The 21551-nt window shown below is 40.5% G+C and carries 16 protein-coding genes and 1 pseudogene; 1 reads left to right on the top strand and 16 read right to left on the bottom strand.

Annotation, left to right across the window (positions count from 1 at the left end; genetic code table 11):
- Window positions 1-23: 23 nt before the first annotated feature.
- The 12 genes and pseudogenes from H8744_RS06755 to H8744_RS06700 all read right to left on the bottom strand — a co-directional run bounded on the left by H8744_RS06755 (window position 24) and on the right by H8744_RS06700 (window position 17580).
- Window positions 24-1247 carry a glycoside hydrolase family 130 protein gene (locus tag H8744_RS06755; protein WP_262434117.1) on the bottom strand — a complete coding sequence of 408 codons (1224 nt, stop codon included), beginning with the start codon at window positions 1245-1247 and terminating at the stop codon, window positions 24-26.
- A gap of 104 nt (window positions 1248-1351) precedes the next feature.
- Entirely contained in the window at window positions 1352-2365 is a 1014-nt protein-coding gene (locus tag H8744_RS06750; RefSeq protein ID WP_262434116.1) for a uroporphyrinogen decarboxylase family protein, read from the bottom strand.
- Window positions 2366-2373: 8 nt separating this feature from the next.
- Window positions 2374-3066, bottom strand: coding sequence for a vitamin B12 dependent-methionine synthase activation domain-containing protein (locus H8744_RS06745; RefSeq protein WP_262434115.1), 693 nt, complete (start codon window positions 3064-3066; stop codon window positions 2374-2376).
- Window positions 3063-4091: a uroporphyrinogen decarboxylase family protein gene (locus tag H8744_RS06740; protein ID WP_262434114.1), complete on the bottom strand. Its 1029-nt coding sequence runs from the start codon at window positions 4089-4091 to the stop codon at window positions 3063-3065. Before H8744_RS06740 ends, H8744_RS06745 begins: the two co-directional genes overlap by 4 nt.
- A 37-nt stretch (window positions 4092-4128) precedes the next feature.
- Window positions 4129-4761 (bottom strand): annotated as a pseudogene (locus H8744_RS06735) (corrinoid protein); the annotation flags it as partial.
- Window positions 4762-4810: 49 nt separating this feature from the next.
- A complete protein-coding gene (locus H8744_RS06730; protein ID WP_262434112.1) occupies window positions 4811-5932 on the bottom strand; it encodes a glycoside hydrolase family 26 protein in 1122 nt (373 codons plus the stop codon).
- 53 nt (window positions 5933-5985) lie between these two features.
- Window positions 5986-7509, bottom strand: coding sequence for a glycoside hydrolase family 28 protein (locus H8744_RS06725; protein ID WP_262434111.1), 1524 nt, complete (start codon window positions 7507-7509; stop codon window positions 5986-5988).
- Window positions 7510-7587: 78 nt separating this feature from the next.
- Window positions 7588-8907, bottom strand: a complete 1320-nt coding sequence (locus H8744_RS06720; protein WP_262434110.1) for an IPT/TIG domain-containing protein — start codon at window positions 8905-8907, stop codon at window positions 7588-7590.
- An 11-nt stretch (window positions 8908-8918) separates the two neighbouring features.
- Window positions 8919-10502 (bottom strand): RagB/SusD family nutrient uptake outer membrane protein, encoded by a 1584-nt coding sequence (locus H8744_RS06715; RefSeq protein WP_262434109.1) that lies wholly within the window; start codon window positions 10500-10502, stop codon window positions 8919-8921.
- Between the two features lie 12 nt (window positions 10503-10514).
- A complete protein-coding gene (locus tag H8744_RS06710; protein ID WP_262434108.1) occupies window positions 10515-13562 on the bottom strand; it encodes a SusC/RagA family TonB-linked outer membrane protein in 3048 nt (1015 codons plus the stop codon).
- Window positions 13563-13606: 44 nt separating this feature from the next.
- The gene (locus tag H8744_RS06705; RefSeq protein WP_262434107.1) at window positions 13607-16273 is read right to left on the bottom strand and encodes a glucosidase family protein; all 2667 of its coding nucleotides are present in this window, start codon (window positions 16271-16273) and stop codon (window positions 13607-13609) included.
- A gap of 11 nt (window positions 16274-16284) precedes the next feature.
- Window positions 16285-17580 (bottom strand): glycoside hydrolase 5 family protein, encoded by a 1296-nt coding sequence (locus tag H8744_RS06700; protein WP_262434106.1) that lies wholly within the window; start codon window positions 17578-17580, stop codon window positions 16285-16287.
- 368 nt (window positions 17581-17948) lie between these two features.
- Here H8744_RS06700 and H8744_RS19140 point away from each other — a divergent pair, with 368 nt between their 5' ends.
- Window positions 17949-18182 carry a hypothetical protein gene (locus tag H8744_RS19140; protein WP_500793328.1) on the top strand — a complete coding sequence of 78 codons (234 nt, stop codon included), beginning with the start codon at window positions 17949-17951 and terminating at the stop codon, window positions 18180-18182.
- A 1-nt stretch (window position 18183) separates the two neighbouring features.
- Here the strand turns inward: H8744_RS19140 and H8744_RS06695 are convergent, their stop codons facing one another.
- The 4 genes from H8744_RS06695 to H8744_RS06680 form a co-directional block, all read right to left on the bottom strand.
- Window positions 18184-19077 carry an AraC family transcriptional regulator gene (locus tag H8744_RS06695; protein ID WP_262434105.1) on the bottom strand — a complete coding sequence of 298 codons (894 nt, stop codon included), beginning with the start codon at window positions 19075-19077 and terminating at the stop codon, window positions 18184-18186.
- 196 nt (window positions 19078-19273) lie between these two features.
- On the bottom strand, window positions 19274-20059 hold the full coding sequence (locus H8744_RS06690; protein ID WP_262434104.1) for a hypothetical protein: 786 nt from the start codon (window positions 20057-20059) through the stop codon (window positions 19274-19276).
- A 164-nt stretch (window positions 20060-20223) separates the two neighbouring features.
- Window positions 20224-20760, bottom strand: coding sequence for a hypothetical protein (locus H8744_RS06685; RefSeq protein WP_262434103.1), 537 nt, complete (start codon window positions 20758-20760; stop codon window positions 20224-20226).
- Between the two features lie 17 nt (window positions 20761-20777).
- Window positions 20778-21353: a hypothetical protein gene (locus tag H8744_RS06680; protein WP_262434102.1), complete on the bottom strand. Its 576-nt coding sequence runs from the start codon at window positions 21351-21353 to the stop codon at window positions 20778-20780.
- Window positions 21354-21551: the final 198 nt, after the last annotated feature.

Raw genomic sequence — 21551 nt, 5'->3', positions numbered from 1 at the left:
GTATCTATTTGTAAACTAACACCTTATGCCTGTATCATGTCCGTTACCTCCATAATCTTTTCGTCTTCAGAAGCATCCCTCATCACCTCAAGGTTATGCTTTATGAGTTTTTTCAGTGTTTCTACCGAAGCCGATGACGACAATCCATCCTGCGGAGTGTGCATACAATAGTCCACCAGTTTCTTGATGGTAGAAGTAGCCACATGCATTCGCGTGTCCGAAGAAGCGTAATAGATAAATACGGTTCCGTCTTCATCGGCAATCCAACCGTTGCTGAACAATACATTGGAAACATCACCGATGCGCTCTTCACCTTCGGGAGCCATGAAGTAACCACCCGGAGAAGCAATCACACGGGTAGGATCATCCAGCGATGTCATGTACATATACAGCACATAGCGCAAACCGGAAGCACATCCGCGGACTCCGTGAGCCAGATGCAACCATCCCTGGGGAGTCTTAATCGGGTGAGGGCCTTCACCGTTTTTCACCTCTTTAATAGTATGGTAATAACGCGAATCGATAATCTTTTCTTCTTTTACCTCAGCACAAGTCATATCGTCTACCAAAGCCCAACCAATGCCTCCACCGCTACCGGCATCGATAAATCCGTCCTGCGGACGGGTATAAAGGGCATATTTCCCATTCACGAATTCCGGATGCAAGACTACGTTGCGTTGCTGGCTCCGTGTTTTCAGATCCGGCAAACGTTCCCAATGGATCAAATCTTTAGTACGTGCAATGGCAGCGGTAGCTGTAGCCGATGACAAATCCCCGACGGGCGCAGAATCATCATGCCTCTCTGCACAAAAGATACCGTATATCCAGCCATCCTCATGAGCTGTCAGACGCATGTCGTAAATGTTTGTGGCAGGAATCAAGTCCTCGGGCATCGTAACGGGATAGTCCCAGAAGCGGAAATTATCCACACCGTTGGGACTTTCCGCCACGGCAAAGAACGACTTCCGGTCGGCTCCTTCCACACGAACCAGCATCAGATAGCGTCCCTGCCATTTGATGGCCCCTGAATTCATGGTGGCGTTCATCCCAATACGTTCCAACAAATTAGGATTCGAATGCTCATCCAGGTCGTAACGCCAAAAAACAGGCGTATGGGCAGCCGTCAGTACCGGATATTTATAACGGGTAAAAATACCGTTGCCGGTGGGAAGAGGTTCATTTTTTCTTACGATCAACTCTTCATACTTACGAAAGAGCTTCGCTACCTTATTATTAAAAGTTTCCATCCTTTTTCAATATTTTATTTTTCTCATACATATCATAATACGCTGCAAAGATAGCCGGACACTTTAAGAGATACTGATACAAAATTATCCCATTATAATATTATTTATCGTCCTATTGAAATCTCTCTCAAATATCTCATATTCTCAACCGGTGTAGCGCGCGGAATCTCACATCCTGCCATCATTATCCAGTTCTCAAGCGGTATCTGGCTCTTTACTGCATCATATTTCTCTTTTATCAATTTCTTGTCACCTTGCATAACTACCGTTACAGGATCAAGATTACCACATATCATAACATCTTCTCCCATCACTTCATAGGCCTCTCTTACATTGACCATCCAGTCCACATCTAATATATCCACATCCGTTTTGGCCAAAGAAGGCAATATATGAGTTATATTCCCACAAATATGAAGTTTGACAATGGCTCCTTGCGCATGGATAAATGAGAAAAGCTCTTTGTGCAAAGGCAAACAGAACTCATCATACATGTCTTTCGATATCTGTGAACATACAGCATCTCCTACCCCAATGATATTAGCCCCGGCTTTAATCTGAGCCAAAGCAAAATTCTTTGCCATCTGCAAACATTTCAATTGCAATGCCTGAACCATTTCTGGTTCAATCACCATGTTCATCAATATTTCCGAAACACCTGCAAGATCGGCAGCCTCAGCAAGCGGTCCCTCTACCCAACCTATTATGGGAAATGGCTCACCCAACTTTTCACGAAACAGTTTCACTCCGTTTATCCTGTCCAAAGTCCGTTCACAAGCATATACATCAGGAATCTCCAACCTTTCAACGTCTTCCATGGAATGAACCAATTTCTCACCTTTAGGAGAGTTATCACCGTTGAAAGTAATGGTAGCTCCAAAAGCGGATGCTTCCCTATAAGGATCGGAAATGACGCTAACAGCATCATGGTCATACATTTCAAGCAATCGTAAGTTAGATTCCACCAACACGTTATGATCTGACATGAACTCCGTATAGGTCTTTCCATATAAAGTGGCAGCATGCATCATCAATATCGGATGAAAATAAACCCGTCCTTCACCGGTCTTAGGAGTTGCCAGCATGCTATGTGTTCTTTCTAATTTTGCATTCATCATACTTGTTCTTATTTTTGTAATTTCTTATTTTTTATACAGGTAGCCATTTTGCAAATATCGCAACCATAAGGTTGCTTTTTCACATCCGTACCGACTGCAACGATTCCACTGACCGACTTAACAGGAAGCATCAGGCAAGAATCAGTCAGATGAATGCCAATCGGAGTTGCCGGAAAGAACCCAAATACCTTTTTTTGTTCTTCCAACAACCAATCGCAATATCCGGGACTATAATTATTGCTTATTTCCATTTCATCGGAGGCCGCCATAGAGGACAAGCGTTTCATAAAATAAGCAACAGCAGCTTCTGCCAATACAGAACCAAATGCATCTGCAATAAACACTTGTAACATATCATTCTCTTTTTTCAATTGCTCACAATATAAATCAAACTCTTTTCCTATGGTTACTAAAAAAATAGCGTAATATGAAGCTCCTTTCATGGCATGGGTAATAATACGCCCAGGATTTAACAGCGTGTCCCCTATCTGAAGACTTTGAATACCATCGATCCTTCCTTTCAATAACCGGTATGTACAACGAGGAGTAACCAACCGGCTTATCCGATCTGCCATGTCATTGACAAGTGTCACTATTTCCGTACCCGGTTCATGCCCGTCATACCCCATCAACTGATACACCTCCCTCATTTCTATTGAAAGTTGCGAGAAGGCAATATCGAAGCTTCCAAATTCATTCATGTCCGATCAACATTTATGGCATGGTTGTATTCATCCAATGCAGCATAAAAAGCTGTTATATTCGCAAGAGAAGTATGCGGAGGAATGTCACATCCCGAAGAAAGAACGAAATTAGGATATGCCGATGTTTGTTGCAACAAATCGAGTGTAGCTATCCTCAAATCTTCCGGGCTCGCTGCTTTAAACAAAGTTACAGGATCAAGATTGCCCATTACGATTGAATCGGTGGGACATGCATCCAATGCTTCCAACATATTTATCTTATTACCAAAATGATAGCAGGCAGCACCGGTCTGTACCATTGCCTCGGTACAATGACCTGTATTACCACAGTTATGTAATATGACAACAAAATTTCTATCCTGAACGACCTCCACTATCGACTTGATATATTGTGAAGAAAACTCTGCACAACCCTCATTCGACAATAATCCGGCTGCCGGTTCGGCTATTACAACTCCTTGTATTCCTTGTTTTTTCAATTCCAAGCAATAGTTTAACAAGAAAGAGGTACATTTCCGTAACAATAAACCAGCCGTTTCCGGTTCACAATAGCACGCCATCATGAACTCGGACATATCGTACAGTCGTCCAGCCAAAGAGAAAGGACCGATCATTCCGCCAAATACCGGTTTATCGGTAATATTTTCAGCAGCCAATTTGTTAGCCAGCAGATATTGCGGAATGCGTCCTTCACTCATATCGGGTTCCTTCAATGCTTTTACAGATGACAGGTCGGATACCAGATGCCCAACAACTGTCGGTATTTCATCTTGTGGAAAATCAACCGAAGCACCGAATGCCTCCGCTTCCACAGTAAGATCCATAATTACCGTACATGCTGCGGAAGGGTACTTCTCATTAAGAGCATTAATGGCATCAAAATGCACTTTGCCATTATTGACAGCTTCATAAACGGTTCTACCAATTAGTTCTATTCCCGGATGAGTCATTATGGGAATAGCCACTCTCTTTCTGTTAGCCCGGATACTTTCCATCCAGGCATCCATATCCATATTCTTCATTTTATATCCTGTCTGATGTCTTATTTCTATGAAAGTTTCAGGCAACTCCCAATAATTCTTTTGCTTTTATAACAGCAGAGTTAGCACTACTGCTAAACCCATCGGCACCGACCTCTGCCGCAAAGCCCGCACTTACCGGAGCGCCTCCTACCATTACTTTTACTCTGTCTCTGAGTCCGGCTACTTCCAACTCATCAATTACTGTTTTCATATATGGCATAGTAGTCGTAAGCAATGCACTCAACCCTACCACATTGGCATTATGATCTTTTACCGCCTGCACAAACTTCTCTGAATCCACATCTACGCCTAAATCGACTACTCGAAATCCACATCCTTCAAACATAGATCCTACCAGGTTCTTTCCAATATCATGCAAATCGCCTTTCACAGTTCCTATGACAATTGTTCCGACGGAAGAAGCTGCATCTTCACCTTTTAATAAAGGTTGAAGCAGTGCCAAAGCCGACTTCATCGCCCGGCCAGCCATTAACAACTCCGGGACAAATGCTTGTTGGATCTCAAAGCGTCGTCCGATCTCCTCCATTGCCCTTATCAGATAGTTATTAATCAGTTCCTTAGGAGATACATTCTCATCTATTGCAGCTTGCGTAAGTTCTGCGGCAACAGTATGTTTTCCTTTTAATATCGCTTCGTAAAGTAAATTCAAATCTACCATAATTTATTCTGCTTCTTAATCAATACAAATAATTCTCTGATTACTTATTCCAATCCACAAGGTCCGAAACAAACAAGGTCTTTGGATGCTTGTAAAACTCAACAAAATCTTCGGCCGACAGTTGTCCGGGATAAGGTGCATAATAGTGATTCTCTTTCTCGCGTGCATTGCGCCAAACCAATACATAACTCACCGGATATTCATTTAAAACCGGAAATAACACATTCGTCCACCAATCCTTCACCGGAAGAGCTTCCAATCCCGTTTCCGTTACAGCAATAGGCTTGTTATGCAACGCGCCCAATTTTGTGAGGAACTTCAATGTCCTATGCATTGCATCTTTATATGATTGACACCCTTCGCTTCCATTCATCTGATAGTAATCAAATCCTAAAACGTCTACATACTCATCTCCCGGATAACGATCCATATATTCTTCCATCGTACAATCTCCTCCGGGAGAATAAGCATATAGTAAATTGTTCACTCCTTTAGAATGAAGATAATCATAGGTCATAATCCACAAAGTTTTATATTGCTCAGAAGTACAATGATCTTTCCCCCACCAGAACCAACTGCCTGTATGCTCATGCCAGGGACGAAACAATATCGGTATTTTCGTCCCTTCAGGAGTAACCAACGAATTGCAGTAGTCTGCCAATTTATCTAACCAATCTAGGAACTTGATATGATTTGTCCCGTCCGGCAGAATGGAAGCAACGACTCCGTCTTTCGCTGAAACATCCCATGAATCGCCTCCCGTCATCGGATTGTCCACATGCCAACTCAAAGCATTCACCCCGCCACGTAGATAATTCCGGATCATCTCCACTCGAATCCTATCGAAAGATACATTGTCCAAACTGGCCGGTTTACCTGTCTCAATGCGCCCTATTTCCCATCCGCAAACAGCGGGATAATCCCCACATACACTCTTGACATCACTACGAGCCGAATCTCCTTCCCAACCAATTCCATATACTGTGGCATCCTGATGACCAAACATAAAACCTTTCCCGGGGATTTTCTTTAAAAGTGTATATAGGCTGTCCGTCTCAGGAGTCCTGCATACCTCCGTATTATCCATCTTCTTGTTTCCAACCCCACACGCTGTAAGCCCCGCTAAGGCAAACACCGCCATAATCCTCCTTATATTTTTCATTCTATCTAATTTTTAAATTCGGTTCTTCGATATTGCATTCCATCCACCACACACTATTTACGAATATTATTCTTCACGTTCGTACAGTTTTTCAATGATACAGCCGGCAACTCCGGATTGGAAGGAGAAGGTGAAGCCGTCATATTATCCAGATACAAGGTGTTGACCTTAATGGCTTCGATCGCGTTTGTATAGTATGGCTTATCTACATTCCCCCAACTGATGTTGCCTTGATTAAAAAATACATTCTTCGCATTTTCTATATAGACAACCGGGATATTAGAGGCATAGATCTCTTTGCCTTGTACGGTATTCGGGCGCAAGTCAAAGTTACCACCACTTACTTCTTCCAATGCTCCTTTCTTCAATTCGAAATTAAAGTTATTGAATGAGATGTTTTCCATGACAGTCTCATCGGAAGCATACATCAATATTGAATTTTCTGCCGAGCAGGAAATATTGGCAAAACTGATATTTTTAATAATACCTATCGGGCTATCGGGCACTCCTCTCAAAGCTGAAATCTTGATCGGTTCGCCATTTCCCCACCAATCTCCGGTATGCATTCTGGTCTCGATACGGATGTTGTCAAAGTTTACATTCTGAATAGAACCCGAGTCACGTACGGTAAGGTTGATCCCACAGTTCGAATCATAGATGGTGATGTTACTGAAATTATAATTGGACATGTGGTTCTGATCCCATCCTCCAATCCGGATAGCACTGGAACGTGAACGGAAAATACAATTATCCACATTTATATTCTTCGAGGGTTTCAAGATATCTTTGAATCCCGGATCACCGAAATGATGAGCATAGCCGGCCAGAATTATTGCATCATCCCCACAACTGAAATAACAGTCGGATACATTCACATTACTACTGGACACAATATCCAACCCATCGCTGTTAGGTATCAGCAAATTATTATCGATCATAACCTTATTTACCTTCACACGGTCACAGTGTACGACAAGAATTGTCCAATAAGGCGCATCCACACATTTAAAATCCGACAGACTGACATCAGTACAATTGCTGAAAATGACCATTTGATGGAATCGCTCCTTCGGATTTACCGGGCCATCCCCCAACGTACCATTTTCGACCTTTCTAAAATCAAACTTCTGCCGGATATAATTATTCACATCTCCAACAATCTTTTTCGCAACCGTCCGTTCCATAAACTCCATTCCTTGACCAAAGATGGTGCCGTTACCGGTTATGGAAACGTTATCAGCATCTTCCGTATAGAAAACACCTGCCAATTGTTCATTATGTCTTTGGTATTGGGATAAATCTGTGGTAGCCAATAGTACAGCCCCGGTCTCAAAATGAAATTCGACATTCGATTTCAGGTTTAACGTACCAACCAGGTATTTTCCTGACGGTACAAATACTACACCTCCACCATCGGCATGGCACTGATTGATCGCTTTTTGAATATGTGACGTTACTAATTCTCTTCCGTTATTCTTAGCTCCAAAATCGAGTACATTGTAACTCGCTGCATTGGAGAAGGTAGAAATAGTTGCTAAAGCGGCAACAAGTAAAGCTTTAATCTTCTTTCTGTTCATTGAAAAATTTCTTTTGCATATGCAAGCCGATCGTAATGTATATCGACTTGCATATTTGTTAGACCATTAGTTAAATACTTATTCTTTCTCGGGATATCCATTTAATGTATAAGGACCGTCCGTAATCATAATCTTATCAATATTTGCCTTGAATTCTTTATTATCCTGACTCCCATAATTATAGATATCATCAGGATTCTCCGTACCATACTTACCATTCCAATATACCCCGTTAACCTGTTTGAACACAAGTTCAATATCGGTAATCTGTCCAAAGAGGTCAAATTCTTTAAAATCTCCTCCCCAACTTTCGACAACCAAATCCTTTAGGCGGGCGGTAACGCAATGCCACTTTTTATTGGTAGGACGCAATGTGTATAAATCATACTTCGCTTCAGGATCATACTTTTTATCCGTTTTACCCGGTGCAAAAGTTCCGCCACCTTTTTGTTCACCCTGACTTACTGCCAATTGGAATGACCCGATGTTATCATCACTATTCCAATAGAATGATATATAAGGATCATGGAATTCAGACATATCTATCGGTTTGGCAAAGACTGTTTTTAAAGAGCCCAGATAAGTCCACATCGAATACGCTCCGGTAATTTCTTTTGCATACAAGCTAAAATAGTTATTACTTCCATCGGGTGAAACAATGCCATTGCCTGCTCCGTTTAACTTAGCAGTGCAAAGGGCGGAAGGCATGTCACCACTTAAATAGTGCATATCGCCATCTTCAAAGTCCATCAATACAACCGGCTCTATAGGTTCCCAATTAACAGGATCGTATTCAATGACAGGCAATTCATTGCCCAAGCTTATGGTAGAACCTACGATTGTTTTCAGAACAATCGTAGCTGATGATTCTTCAAGTGTTTCGGGTACAAGTACCAGCAGTCTCTCCTGTTGCTGGTTCAATCCGTTTACCGAGATTGTCACAGAGCCTACCGATACCTGCGTTACCAAGTCCATGTTATGTCCCCGCACGATTAATGGCCGGCCCTTGGTTATTTGTTTAGGCCAAGATGTAACCGTTATCTCTTCCGCTGCCGGATAAATCGGTTTGACAACCATTTTTTCCTCACTACTACGTCCGAAAGCGTTACGCACGATGATTGAAGAGGTTTTAAACAACCGAGGTAATACGGCAACTATCTTCTTATCATCCTGAGAAGTAATGTTCATGCTTATACCGTCAATAGAGACTGTACTCGGTGCAGCAAAGTTCTCACCTATTATCGTTATTTCTCCTCCTACCTCAACATCAGAGGTTACCGAGGTTATTGTTGGGATAGGATAATCCATCTCCGAATGTTCCCCATATTGATCTTCGGAACAAGAGGTTGCCGTAACTAAAACAAATGCAACCGCACTGATATATTGTATAATTTTCATGATCGTAGTTATTAATAATTAGGATTCTGTTCTAACCCCCATGCCAAAACTTCATCATTTGGAATTGGTAACACAGGTACGCCTCTCAGCAGATGCTTGTCATAATTTGCCTGAACAGCAGGAGACAAAGAATTCCGATACTCTCCCCATCTTACTTGATCCCAATAACGCAATGATTCCATGGCCAATTCAAGACGCCTTTCTTTTTTGATTGCCTCTAATAAAGCTGTTCCTGTAGCATCTATATCAGGCACGTTATTAATAAAACCGGTAGCCGTATATGTATTCTTCCCCTCTTCCCAACCTTTGGGATAAGTTGATTGGCGGGCACGTGTACGCACCATATTTACACATTCTCTTGCCGTAATTTCATTATTCAGATGATACGCTGCCTCAGCTTTCATGAGGAGAACATCCGCATAACGGAGAACACGCAGATTATTAGGATAGTCGGATTGGTTAGGCCCCCGTAGGGCAGGATCAGTAGCCAACTTACGCGCACAATAACCCGTCAGGTAATCATTTTTGACTACATCATGTTTAATACCGTACACATAATCGGTGATTCCTTGCCCGTGGACGGTTACGTATAATCGTGGATCATCTTTGGCAAATTGATCTACCAAATCCTGAGTTGGGCAATTATATCCCCATCCCCACGAAGGGTTATCATTTGTTCCCCTATTGGCAACTACGATAGGACTGTTACAACCCTCATTCTCAGTAGTCCATCCGGTATTCGTAGTCTTATGTTGTATTTCAAAAATAGATTCGGAAGAATTCTCTCCTTCATCCTCGAATATTTCAGCATAATTGGACAATAAACTATAAGCTCCCGACTTTACAATTTCATCGGTAAGGTCATATACTTTTTTCCAAGATGATTCCGGTTCTGTTTTAAACATACCTATAGCGTACATAATGGCACGAGCTTCAAGTCCTTTAGCCGCACCGGAAGTAGCTCGTCCTACTTGCTCGGCAGGCCAGCTAACCGGCAATACTTCGGCTGCATCTTCAAAATCCTTTTTGATGAGTTCTAGGACATCTGCAAACGGAGAACGCTGAATCTTTCCCATCTGGTCGGTTCCCAACGGTTCGGTAATCAGCGGAAGATCACCGAACAATTTTACTAAAATAAGATATGAATAGGCTCTCACAAATTTAGCTTCGGCAATATATTGTTCCCTCAAGTCCGAATCAAAAGTGGCATCAGCCAACTGCTTGATTACGGTATTTGCTCTAAAAATAGCCATATAATAAGATTGCCAGACAACTTTCCCCCAAATGTTGGTAGGCAAAGCCACCCACTCTTTCATCTCTTGTATATAAAGATTTTCTCCGGCTCCTCCACCGCCTTTCCAAGCATCATCGGATGCAACATCGGCAAACATCCACTGATAAGTAGACATGTCGTCATCATATTGTAAAGCATCATAGCAAGCTATAACAGCCATATTAGCATTATCAACATCATTATAATATGCGGGAGTATCAAGACTTTGTCCCAATATCGGTTGGTCGAGGAAGTTAGAACAGGAACTGCCCGTCAACAGTAACCCGATTCCCAAAAATGATTTTAATATACGTGATTTCATCGTCTTTATTATTTAGAAAGTTAAATTCAAACCTACAGTCATTGTTCTCGGTAGCGGAGAAGCTCCTACATCAGAACCAGCGGTCAAAGGATCGCCCCATTGATCACTGATTTCGGGAGTATACCCCGAATATTTAGTGAACGTAAACAGATTATCCACTGAGACATAAATTCTTAAAGCATCGAAATGAATATTCTTCAACATTGATTTCGGGAAGTTATAGCCTAATTGAACATTGCGGATTCTCAGATAACTACCATCTTCAATATAACGATCAGAAAAGAGAGTGTTCTGCCCGGATTGGGTGGATGCCGTCAATCGGGGTTGGTTATTCTGAGGTGTTTCGGGAGTCCATCTATCGTCATAATAGGACTGCAGAATATTAGCTCCCATCAAAGGAGAGTTCAAATGGAACAAGTTCATATTGGCAATCTCATTACCGTAACAAAAATCAGCGAACAAAGAGAAAGTGAAGTTTTTATATTCCAATCCTAAGTTAAAACCACCAGTAAATGTCGGTATATAATTCCCTAAATAGGTCTGATCTTTTTCATTGATCTCACCATCCCCATTTCTATCAACATATTTCACATCTCCCAATTCCGCGGTCGGCTGAATTTTAGAAACCGTACCATCCGCATTAGTATGGGTATAGGAGTCCAACTCCTCTTTGGTATGGAATACTCCGTCAGTCTGATATCCCCAATAGCTTGCCAAAGGATGTCCGACTTCTGTCTTAGAAGTTGAAGGCAAACGGTCGAACAAAGTTTTATAAATCGGAGTGGAAAGTCCCAAGCTGGTCACTTCATTATCAATAAAGCTTAAGTTCAAACCCACATTATATTTCACTTGCCCTATTTCATTATTGTGATTGACAGTTATCTCAAAACCTTTATTCCGCATACTACCTACATTGGCAACAGGGGCCAAAGCACCCATATAATCAGGTATCGGGGAACGTACTATCATGTCCTTCGTGTCTTTCACAAAATAATCCAGCACAAAAGCCAGCTTATTATTCCATAATCCGAAATCCACTCCGACATTATATTGTTCGGCAACTTCCCATTTCAATTGAGGATTCGATAAATATTCCGGAATACGTCCTTCAACAACCTGACCGCCCAACACATATTTCTTGCCATTGGATATGGTCGATAAATAATCACCGATACCCGTACTCGACTGATTACCTACCGTTCCCCAACCAGCACGTAGTTTCAATTGGGAGACGGCATTGACATCCTTCATAAATCCTTCTTCTTTGATATTCCATCCCAAAGCAACAGACGGGAATATTCCTCTCCTGTTCTCTTTGGCAAAACGGGAAGAAACATCCGAACGAACGGTTGCTGTCAACAAATATCTATCCTTCAATGAATAGTTCAGACGCAAGAACGTAGAGAAGATAGAACTGGAACCTTGAGAAGAATTCGCCTTATAGTTGTTTGATTTCGCAGCGGAAATATAACGCATATCCTCATTCTCGGATACATCAAAAGCAACTGCCTCTATTCCATCGAAGCTATTATAAGTAGCTTCCGTACCAACCATTGCGGTGAAACGATGCATATTTGCCAAAGTGAAATTATAAGTCAATACATTAGACCACACCCAGTCAAGATTATTATTGCGGTACTCCGTCAACTGACTTGTTGTGATGGCTTCCTGCGGACTGACATTATAGGTAGGAACATAATTGTTTTGCTTTCTATACGAATAATCTACTCCGAACGTACTCTTAAAAGACAACCCTTTCCAAATATCGGCATTCAAAAAGAAGTTACCCACAAAATGCCTCCGTCCGTATTTATCATATTTAGCATGTTCGCTTTTACGAACCGGATTCGAATCCCTGCTCATATTTGATTGCCAGTTGCCGAATTGATCATAGACAGGACTCACCGGAGCCGAACGGGCAGCCAGCATCAATGTTGCAGCATACATATTACTCAAATCCGACATGCTCGACTGAATATCGACAAAAGAAATGTCCGAACCGAACTGAACAGCCTTCGACAATTTATATTCCGTGTTTAGGCGAACAAAGAACTTATCTACAAAAGCATTTTTCAGCACCCCCTCGTTTGAATTATAAGTAGTAGACAGGTTATATTTAACCTTCTCCGAGCCTCCTACGACATTTACATTATAATTCTGTACCGTACCTGTTCTTAAGACCTCCTTCTGCCAATCCGTTCCTTTTTGATTCGATTCAATTGCATAATTCAAAATCGTTCGTTCCGACTCGTCCATTGCCATACCTTCGTAAGCTTCCAAACGCGCTTTTGCATAAGTGGGCGCATCCAGCACATCCAATGTTTTAGTTATCTGACTTATTCCTCCATAAATATTCACATTTACCTTTGTCGGCTTGTCAGCACCTTTATTGGTCGTTATCAAGATCACGCCATTTGCTCCCCGCGAACCATAGATGGCTGTGGCGGAAGCATCTTTCAGAATTTCCATAGATGCAATGTCCGTAGAAGCCAGATAGGAAATATCACTTGTAGGGAATCCATCCACTACATAAAGAGGATCGGAATTATTAATTGTACCGATACCACGTACGCGCACCTTTACATCACCATCGACCGAACCACTGCTGATAACTTGTACACCGGCTGCCCGTCCCGCCATAGACGATTGGATGTTCGGTGCAACAATTGCGTTTAAGTCTTCACTTTTAATAGAAGTTACCGAACCTGTCAGGTCGCTCTTCTTCATAGTCCCGTATCCCACAACTACCACTTCGTCCAACACTTCCGTATCCGGTAGCAATTCAACCATCAGATTCTGTTCCACACGTACCGTAACAGTCTTGTACCCTATGGAACTGATCTTCAATGACTCATTGGAATCCGGCACAGTTATTTCAAATGCCCCATCCATGTCAGTAACAGTACCTACCGAGGTAGAACTTTGTAAAACAACTGTAACCCCAATCAAAGGTTCCCGGGTCTCTTTATCAACCACATGCCCTTTTATCTTCATACCCCCTTGTGCAAAAACACAAGTTACAAAGAGTGATAGAAGAATAGATAAAAGAAATTTTTTCATGACTAAATTTTTTAAAGATTTTCAAAAGTATATCTATAAGATTATTAGAATTCCAAACGCACTTTAGCTTGTCCATTGAAGGAACTGACCGTAATAGTTTCACTTACCGCATCATAATCACCGCCTGTCACTCTCACAGGCTTATTATATTCGGGATGGGGAAGTCTTATTTTTACACACGATGGTTTCCGGTCATGAGTACATTCGACCGTTGCTTCAATGATTCCGGCCGAAAGATCAGAAACTGCATTTATCTTTAATTTTCCGAAGTAACTGCCTACATTATCCAATGCTATTCTTTCTCCATCCTCCATCCATTTACGAGGAATCACTTTAAAGACTTCCAACGTATCGCCTTTCTCCGAATACAACATTCTGCGTGTATCCATCAGGAAGTTAGCTTCTTCATGTGTCTTATGCGGGGTCATTTTGTATAAATGTTCCCAAAACGAATAAGTTTCCCTATCCGTAGTAGCTGCCATTGTCATATAATAAGTGTTCAAGAAAGGCTTCACCATCCCCATCTTAGCCTGATACCAGTTGTGCGTACTATAATAAGGTTGGCTAAATGCAGAATTCTCCTGGAAGAGAAGTTCACTATGATAGTTGAATAGCATTCTTGAAACCGGATCAGTAGGATCAAGAACTTCGCAATAAACTAAATAAAGAGGACCTAAAAGTCCATCGGCTATTGTAAAAGTACCATGAGACCAAAAGACATCTCCATTCAAATATAAAGCGCGAGGGCCTTTCCCTTCAGCCCAAGGAGGAGCGGTGGGACACCAAGAGCCATCGCCTAAAGCAACGACCGGTGATAATGCCATTGAACGCTGTAACGAATGCTTTATATCAGCTTTCCATTCAGCCGATTCTTTTGCATATGCCTTTGCCTGAGGAAGATTCAATGCTTGGAGCAGCTCCGCCATTCGGCTCAATCCCAAATAGGCATATCCGTTAAGCATAAACTGATGGAAATTATCTTCCGGATCAGCCACTTTACCGTCTATCATGCCATACCCCCTTCCTCTCAACTCCTCTTTCTTATTTGCCTCTCTCCATTCTATCAGATAGTTACACGATTTCAATATCTTTGGCATTATTGCCAATATCCACTCCTTGTCCTGAGTATATCGGTAGTATTCACCAATATTCCAAAGTACCGCTCCGGTTTCGACCATATAACCGCTATAGTTAGCTATCAAGCCGTTATCTTGCTGCGTATCCAGAAAATACATCAATGCCCGTCTCGCTTGTTCTTCCCATCCCATCGACAGGTAATATTGAATAATTGGAGAGCTTTCCGTACCAATTGGAGAATATATGCCGACATTGGCAGCCAAAACACCGTCAGGTTCCTGTCCGAAAGTGATCAAATCCAAATGCAACAATCCGGACTTTACCATATTATTAATTCTTTCCTCCGGTAACTTGATTTGAGCTGCTTCACTCAATTTATTATTCCAATAGGTTTTGCACTCCAAATATTTGGAATCAAACGAAGTACCAGCGATATCTTCAGCTTTTCGTTGTGAAACCGGGGTATGGGGAAGATAGAATTCAAATATTGCTGTTTGCCCCGGTTGTAGTAAAATCGCTACTTCTTCATTGGGAACAGGTTCGCCATTCAGTTTCGAGATACAAAATACCCTGTCAGGGGAAAAGGCCGAGAATCCCGTCCGGGGGTCAAATGTATATTTCCAGTTCCCGTTCCCTGTTTGCGGAGTTTTCACCCAAGCGTAACGGGGAACTATTCCTGTATTTTCAATCCAGGTTTTGGAATAGAGTATCACTTCCTCTTCCGTTTCGGCAGCTTCTGCCACTTTCTTTTCCAAAATCTTTTTCTGCTCGTCCGTAAACACACGTCCGGGACTGTACTTATCAGAGATAAAATAATCGGTTCCTTTTACATTCTCCTTCTTTAGCTCTTTACCTTCCAATGTTGCAAAAGTGATACTTTTATAATGAATATCATCGTCTTGCATTTCAGAATGGTAGATAGGAATCGCTCCATCTTCTAATCTACGGGTTACATTATTTTTCACTCCTACCCCTCTTCCCAAAGCATAACGATAAAACACGCCCTGATCATTGGATTCGGGTAAAGTCACAGGAGTACCGGCAAACCGGGGACGGAGCATCTTACATTCCAGATTGTTTGTCTCCAACTCATCCTCTACTTCAAAGAGACGCATGTCCCTGCTAAGTCCCAGCCAAATGGGAACATTCATATTTCTTGCTTTGGAAGCTGCCGTTTCAAAAGACATTTCCGGCTGTCTCTCTATCTCCTGGATTTTCGTAAAACTCTTTCGGCTTAAAACCTCATATTCTACCTGAGCATAGCTACGTCTGTCGTTTGCCGGCAGGACAACTACATTATATTGAGGAATATAAATAGGATAGTCCGACTGCACGTCACGCAAGAAAAATGAAAAAGAGTTCCCGGATTCAAGCAAAATGCTTACAACGGTTGCTTTTGGCCCTATTCTATTGTTTGCTCCTGCAACAGAAAGTTGCAACTCACAATTGTCTGAATTACCAAATTCAAACGCATCCCCTCTTACTTTCCCTTTGGTAACTTTTACTTTCTGCAGTTCCCCATTAAGAATACATACACGGCCGTTCTCCGGACTCTCCTTCCACTTGACCGCCACTTCCTGAGCGCATAGGTCAAACGACAGGAATAACACCAAAATTAAAATTGGATTTCTCATACTTAATTGAATTAATTCATGCTCTTGATGTTTCTATTAAACTCTTTCACCATTTCAGTAGTCTTATCACTTTGGAATACTGAATATAAACCTTGCTCCTCTTGTGCCGGATCTCCCATATAATCATCACCTTTCTCCCAGAAGGTATGTTCCGGATTCTTTTTCGCCATACCGCCCCATGCCCAGAAATTACATCCGGCCAGTACACCTTGTTTTCTGCTATGCTCTAAAACCTGTTGAAAAACCGAAGCATAATATTTATCCCGATCTTGCGTGGAAGATTCGATTGTAAACTGGAAACTATCTCTTGGAAAGCCGAATTCTTCTATTACCAAAGGCTTTCGATATTTCTCGGCTATAGCCAAATGTTGCCGGATATAAATTTCGGTTTGCTCTATGGAATAATCCAATGTTCCTGCCAGATCATCTTTTTTTGCCCATCCCCAGTTATAAGGCCAGATATGAATAGTCATATAATCGATATTCTGATAGGAATGTATCAACTCCCATAACTGAATGTCGCCTTCTGTTCCCTGATAACCTTCACTGCCTGTCGAAATCAGATGATTGGGATCTAATTCCCTGATCAAGCTTGCCACATCCTGTATCCACAAAGCATAACTGACTTTATTCTCCTCACCAAAAGCACGGGGTTCATTGCCTATCTGCCAAGCCATGATAGCCGGATCATCTATATATTTTTGGTTTGTGTATCGGTTGGTACGTGTCACAATGCTTCTTACATGATTGGCAAATAGCTCTTTGGCAGCATCGCATTTCTGATACTGACGTACAAACTCCTGAAAATTATTCCATCCATCCACAGCCGGTATGGGGGCTTTCCCATAACCTGCCCATTCCAAATATTGCCCGTATCCTCCAGACCACTCCCATGAATTATTTAAATAAAGGATGGCTTTCATATCTCTTTTATTCAATTCTAAGAGCAAATAATCTAATCCTGCTAAAATTGTATCATTATATACTCCCGGTGCTTTTTGGAGGGTAGGTTCCACCTTTGCAGTCACCCCATTTTCCCCATCGGCTCCAACCAGTATTCGAAGATTATCGACTCCGATCGCAGCCAACGAATCCAGTTCCGCATTCAAGCGTTTACGGTTTCCACCTTCACCCTCCGATGCTAAAATTGCACCATACCAAAAATTAGTACCTACATAATAACACGGCTTTCCATCCAGTATAAAGTGTCCGTTTTCAACCTTTACGAATGATTTTTGTACATTTTGCTTTTGACAGGAACTGAATAAAGCTAAAAAGATGATTCCAAATAGAATGTGTTTTTTCATTATGCTTTTCATTTTATAAATTATGATATTGCAAAATTAAGGCATATGACTACCATCGACAAATATAAAATTATCATATTCCGATACTATTCATACAAACAGAAAAAATCATTATCCAACAGTCTTATTACTTTCATAATCATTTCATTAACAGTATTATAGAATAATTTAATTAGAGTAAAAGCATGTATTTTTTTAATACAGGCTTGATAACATTATTGTATTTTATAAGTGATTATCTAAATATGTGTGCGCTTACCATTGCAATTGAGAAAGTATCAAAACCACAACAATACTATATTCGTTTTGCAGTGCTACTTACATAGTCTTCGCAGTAAAAGTTATAAAGCAACTACATTTAGTTACTAATTGACATAGCCAAAGAAGGATATGCCAAATCTGTAAGATCAGGAAATTTCGTGAAAAGATGTCGCCTTACCCCACCCAGTTCAATTCAAACGGGCCTCAAGGGATTACCTGAAAAGGGGGTTATAACTATAAAGGACAAGGCTTACCATATATATATGGTTATTTTTTCTTTATCTGGCTCAGTGAGAACTATTAAAACAACAATCCTCTTCCAAAACACAAACCAAAGCTGATTTATACCAGTATTTTCTTCTTCCGATAGTTTTCACGGAATTCTTTCGGAGAACAACCTTTCTTCTTCTTGAATATACGGTTGAAGTTGGAGAGATTGTTGAAACCGCACTCATAACAGATTTCAGCGACAGACATCGTGGAGTCTACCAACAACCGCGATGCAAACCCCAAACGAATATCGATTATATAGTCGGATAAGTTTTTACCGGTGCGCAATTTAAAGAAACGACTAAATGAAACAGCCGTCATACCGACTATATCAGCCAAATGGTTCAAACGTATCTCTTCCTGATAATGGGCATTAATGTACTCCTGGACTTTCTGTACCCGGCGGCTATCCGAATGGATATCGATTTTAGCAAAAGAAGAACTTGACAGAGTACAGGCTTCTTCTTCAAAAAGCGAGAGTTCATATAAGATGGTGAGGAACTTGATCACCGCGTAAAATCCTTGCTTTTCCGATGCCAAAGTATCCAGCATGGAATAAACTTTCAATATGGCAGACATGGGGAAACAGAGCCCTTTTTGCGCTTTCTCCAACATTCGACGTATGGAATCGAACTGATTCTTATTTATAAAAGTCTTGGAGAACAAATCGGAAGAAAACTGAATGGTTATCTCGCGGATATCTTTCGAGTGACACTCATGTTGTTCCCAGACATGTTCCAGTTCTTTCCCGGTGATTAGGACAAGATCATAATCGGTGATCACCTCTGCCGAATCACCAACAATCCTTCTTACACCAGCGGCTTTTTCGCAAAAGTTAAGTTCAAATTCAGTATGATTATGAATAGGATAGGTGAATTCCGTCTTATGACGGTCGGCAATGTAAAAACAGTCCTTGTCCGACAAAGGAGTGATTTCACGAATAATCGGGCTTTGAATTGTAGTCATAGCGGATCGTTGAATATAAAAATAGTTAGTATACGATATGGTGTTTCATAAGAAACGGAAGATTGGATGATAATATTCTTTAAACGGGAAGATATTTGTTCTTATAACGAATAGTTTAACAATATGTGCTAAAAAACATTCCATACGTTAAGTGGGTAGGAAAAGGAACTGATAGGAAGAATTCCGGTAACACCAATTATTCCACTTTCTTTAACGTCATTTTCAAATCTGCTTTTATAAGCGGCATATCTATATCTTCACATTCACCCGCGTTATATAGGAGATATTCCCCACTTACATAATTTATCAGTAAATGCTTATATTTTATCTGATCACCCTTTTCTGTCAAATAGATGAAATCTTGCCCTTCGCTATCCGTGCCAAATCCATAGGATATAAATCCCTCATATCCTTTTACACTTCCGTCTTCTCCAAAATATATTTTATTTATCTCATTGTCCTTATCTGAAACATCATAACAACCTCCAAACCACATGAACCGCATTTTATTCAAGACCAAATTAAATATCTCATAATATTGGAACTTACTTATATCATATACAATCTTTTGCATTCTTTGTCTATCGCCAGTATTAAGATCGATAAGCACCAGATTTTCATCATCGATCAACTTGATATCATATAAGTTCTCTTCGAGAGGAGTGCTTTCTTGAGAATATGGGCCAGAGGCATATAGATTTCCATCTTCTATCTGAAGTTGGATTATCCGGTTTCCAAAGATACTGTCCGCTTTCGAAACGGAATCATATTTCTTCAGAATATCCAAATAAGAAAAATCACCCCAGATGCCTTCAGGTATCTGTCTATTCACTCTCAAGGTTGCCGAAGCACCCACAGGTTGCGTAGTGCCTGCATCTATTTGCTGACTGCAACTTTGAGCGATCAACAAACTTTTAATGGAGCCATTCGGCGTAAACATGCCAATAAGCAACAGAAATAAGATAATTATCCTTTTATACATAGGTATTTAAATAGCTCAGCCTTAATCAATAATATTTAAACCAATTCTAAAGTAAATCAGAAATATTTTGTAACACATATAAACCACAAATTCTAAAATAATGATCGTTCATCTTATTTGATTATAAGCCAATGTAAACACTCGTATATCTTTTTCATTCAAACTCAATATTCTTTATCTACAAACACGGCAATCTCTCTTTCTTTATTTCTTTCAAAAGCAATCCCCCTTATATCTTCTTTTTTAATTAAAACCACTCCAGCGCAAAAGCCTTGCACTGAGTATACTGTAATAGATAAAGCCTTTCCGTCATAATCAGAAATTATTCCGGTTATGTAATCTCCGTAAATCAATTGGATTGTGACAAGAATAGAATAGCTCTTGCACGTATCAATCATACTATTAATCCCATCTTTATGGATGAGCCCTTTCTTTTCGGACAAAAGAGTAAAATCCGGATGAAAATAGCTCTTCTTCAACAACTGTTTTAAATATAATGAACCTTTCTCTATTTTAAAGAAGTCCTCAAATCTCAATAATATGAAACCATCATCCACTCCCATTTCATCAAATGTAGCTACTAACAGAGCGTTTTTAAATAGCACTTCAACATATCCTACTATAAAGCAAGATGCATCGTCCACATTATCGTAAAAAGCAAGAATACCCCTTTCCTGTCTACTTTGTTTCAATATTTCCAAAATCCTATGTTGTACTTTCATAAAGCATTTCCTCCATGACCGATCATTCTCATGACTGCTCTTTCGTCTGCACTGTCAAAAGCGAGACTTCGTATATTCTTATATTCTACAACCGTCACCCCATCGAAAATCCCCTGATCGGTATAAACGGAAACTAATAATTCGTTCCCATTATAATAAGTAATAAATCCTGTAAAACTGTCTTCATAAATCAGCCATATAGTAACCATCTTTTTCTCTATATTACACATCTCAATAATGTAATCAATTCCATACTCTTCTATCCAACGGGGATTAGGCACTGAACTTGTTTGAAATGGAACAAAGTCGGTTTCTAAAGAAAGCAAAGCCGACCATCTTATCAAATATTTTGTATCTTCTTCTATTTTGAAAATATCTACTAATCGCAAAAGGATATATCCATTACTCTCTCCTCGCTTATTAAATTGGACAATCAATACAGAATCAGAAAACATCATTATTACAATGCCTACTCTAAAACTATAGATATCATTCTTATCATCATAAATAGACAAAAGCTTTCTCTTTTGCCTACTCTCTTCTAATTTACAGGTAAATAAATCTTCCATCATTCTATTCAAGTTGAAAATAAAACTTTTATTGCAGGATTTACAAATAATTATTCCTAGGAATCAACGCAAACTGGTGGCACTCCATACAAGTGTGCCTTCCGGTTAAAGTTTTGGGGGACACCCGTACAGGACAAGTTACACGAACGGTTCAAAGAGAACTGGACGGAAATTTGACATGTAAGGATAACTAAAAAGAAA

Source organism: Jilunia laotingensis (genome assembly GCF_014385165.1).
Classification (GTDB): Bacteria; Bacteroidota; Bacteroidia; order Bacteroidales; family Bacteroidaceae; genus Bacteroides; species Bacteroides laotingensis.
This window is presented reverse-complemented; position numbering and strand designations above follow the sequence as displayed.

Coding starts and splice junctions, on each gene's coding strand:
- H8744_RS06715 (WP_262434109.1), bottom strand. CDS start 10,502: ATGAAATCACGTATATTAAAATCATTTTTGGGAATCGGGTTACTGTTG.
- H8744_RS06730 (WP_262434112.1), bottom strand. CDS start 5,932: ATGAAAAATATAAGGAGGATTATGGCGGTGTTTGCCTTAGCGGGGCTT.
- H8744_RS06680 (WP_262434102.1), bottom strand. CDS start 21,353: ATGATGGAAGATTTATTTACCTGTAAATTAGAAGAGAGTAGGCAAAAG.
- H8744_RS06745 (WP_262434115.1), bottom strand. CDS start 3,066: ATGAATGAATTTGGAAGCTTCGATATTGCCTTCTCGCAACTTTCAATA.
- H8744_RS06710 (WP_262434108.1), bottom strand. CDS start 13,562: ATGAAAAAATTTCTTTTATCTATTCTTCTATCACTCTTTGTAACTTGT.
- H8744_RS06705 (WP_262434107.1), bottom strand. CDS start 16,273: ATGAGAAATCCAATTTTAATTTTGGTGTTATTCCTGTCGTTTGACCTA.
- H8744_RS06700 (WP_262434106.1), bottom strand. CDS start 17,580: ATGAAAAAACACATTCTATTTGGAATCATCTTTTTAGCTTTATTCAGT.
- H8744_RS06755 (WP_262434117.1), bottom strand. CDS start 1,247: ATGGAAACTTTTAATAATAAGGTAGCGAAGCTCTTTCGTAAGTATGAA.
- H8744_RS06740 (WP_262434114.1), bottom strand. CDS start 4,091: ATGAAGAATATGGATATGGATGCCTGGATGGAAAGTATCCGGGCTAAC.
- H8744_RS06690 (WP_262434104.1), bottom strand. CDS start 20,059: ATGTATAAAAGGATAATTATCTTATTTCTGTTGCTTATTGGCATGTTT.
- H8744_RS06695 (WP_262434105.1), bottom strand. CDS start 19,077: ATGACTACAATTCAAAGCCCGATTATTCGTGAAATCACTCCTTTGTCG.
- H8744_RS06720 (WP_262434110.1), bottom strand. CDS start 8,907: ATGAAAATTATACAATATATCAGTGCGGTTGCATTTGTTTTAGTTACG.
- H8744_RS06750 (WP_262434116.1), bottom strand. CDS start 2,365: ATGATGAATGCAAAATTAGAAAGAACACATAGCATGCTGGCAACTCCT.
- H8744_RS06725 (WP_262434111.1), bottom strand. CDS start 7,509: ATGAACAGAAAGAAGATTAAAGCTTTACTTGTTGCCGCTTTAGCAACT.